Origin of the sequence: Arthrobacter sp. S39, assembly GCF_004320525.1 — a bacterium.
Lineage (GTDB): Bacteria > Actinomycetota > Actinomycetes > Actinomycetales > Micrococcaceae > Arthrobacter.
Genome location: NZ_SIHX01000034.1, coordinates 1 through 1,548, shown reverse-complemented (window position 1 = coordinate 1,548; position 1,548 = coordinate 1). Strand labels below are relative to the sequence as shown.

The following is a 1,548-nucleotide window of genomic DNA, read 5'->3' as shown; positions in this document are numbered from 1 at the left end:
TTCAGCCCGGGGAGGGCAGCTGTTTGAGGTGGCTGGTGTTGGCCAGGAGCAGTTTTAGGAGGTCTTTTTCCGGTGCTGATTCGGGTAGGAGGAGTTGGTTGCGGCGGGCGCGGGTGATGATTTTCCCGGCGGTCGCGAAGAGCGGGTAGCGCCAGCGTTTGATGTCCCAGGCTTTGGCGTGGTGGCCGTCAGGGAGTGCGGCGAGCTGGAGCCAGGAGACGAGGTTGAAGGCGAGGGCGGCGATGTTCGCCCAAGCCTGTTCGCGGCGAAATCAAAGAACGGCAGCTTGCCCAGGCCGGTGTTTTTCAGGGTTTTGATCCTGTTCTCGCACCGGCCGCGGGCGCGGTGCCTGGCGTCCAGGAACGGGCCGTGCCATCGCGGTGAATTCGTCAACAATGCTGTGATCCGGTGCCCGTCGGTGTCGAGCAGGGTCGGCTGCGCGCCGGGGTGCAGCGGCTCGGCGCGCAGGAACAGTTTGGTTCCTGGCGGGTAATCGGTGAGCGGGATGACGTCGGTGGCGTTGATGACCCACGCATCGGTCCGGTCGTTGCCGGTCTGGTCCACCGCCGGCTGCCAGTAGTCCTTGTCGGTGATCCAGTCGATCATGTGGGCCTTGCCGAACGGGAGGGTGTAGCTGGTGGAGAACTGCACGCCCAGGCTGTGCAGGTGCCAGAGGAACTTCCTCGAGGCCCCGGCGCTGTCGGTGCGGACCAGGACCTTCTCCCCGGCCAGGGCACCGGTTCCGTCGTAGAAGCTTTCGGGGAGTTGGGCTGTCGCGGTGTGGAAGACCCGGATGTGGTCCTCGGCGCTGTTCGCTCCGGCGTTGCCGGGCCGCAGCACACAGGCGAGGATTTCCCCGGAACCATGCCCGGCGCCGTAATCACAGGAGGCGATGAACGGGGCGAACCCGTAGCCGCCTTTATAGGTTCCGGCGACGTTTTCCTTGTCCGAGTGCGAGGTCACCAGGGTCGCGTCGATGTCGATGATGAGCGGGTCCAAGGGTGTCGCGGACAGGGCCGGGTTCCGGTTCCCGGCGGCGTTCCATGCCCGGGTGCGCAGTTCCCGGGTGAGGGTCTCGAAACCGTAGCCGAACAGCTCCGGGTTGGCCACGGTGCGTTCAAAGAACCGGGACACGGTCGCGTTCGAGGGCAGCTGACCGAAGACCCCGGGCGAGGAACGCAGGATGTCCAGGTCCGAGGCGTGTTCACCGCCGGCGGCGAGCATCGCCGCGAGGGAACCCACCAGCCGCCCGGGCCGGTGCCGTGCGCCGGAGGGAACGAACTGGCCCAGCCGCGCTCCGCAGAGCCGGCCGAATCCCAGCGCATCCATGAAGCCGGTGAGGACCGAAACCCCGGCGTGGGAGATCAGCGACTGGCCGGTGAAACTGACCGGCACGGAGGGGAACATGCGACTATACTTTTGCATCGAAAGGGTGCTCCCTCGCTCGGCAAATAACGGTCTCGACAACCACTATTTTCCCAGCTCAGAGCACCCTTTCCCTGCTTAAACACGCCTGGTACCCGGCGCCCCATGAAAACCCCGGGCTAG

1 pseudogene is annotated in these 1,548 nt (G+C 65.6%); it reads right to left on the bottom strand.

The window, feature by feature from the left end:
• Window position 1: 1 nt before the first annotated feature.
• Window positions 2-1,425: pseudogene (locus EYS21_RS23210) on the bottom strand (IS1380 family transposase).
• Window positions 1,426-1,548 lie beyond the last annotated feature (123 nt).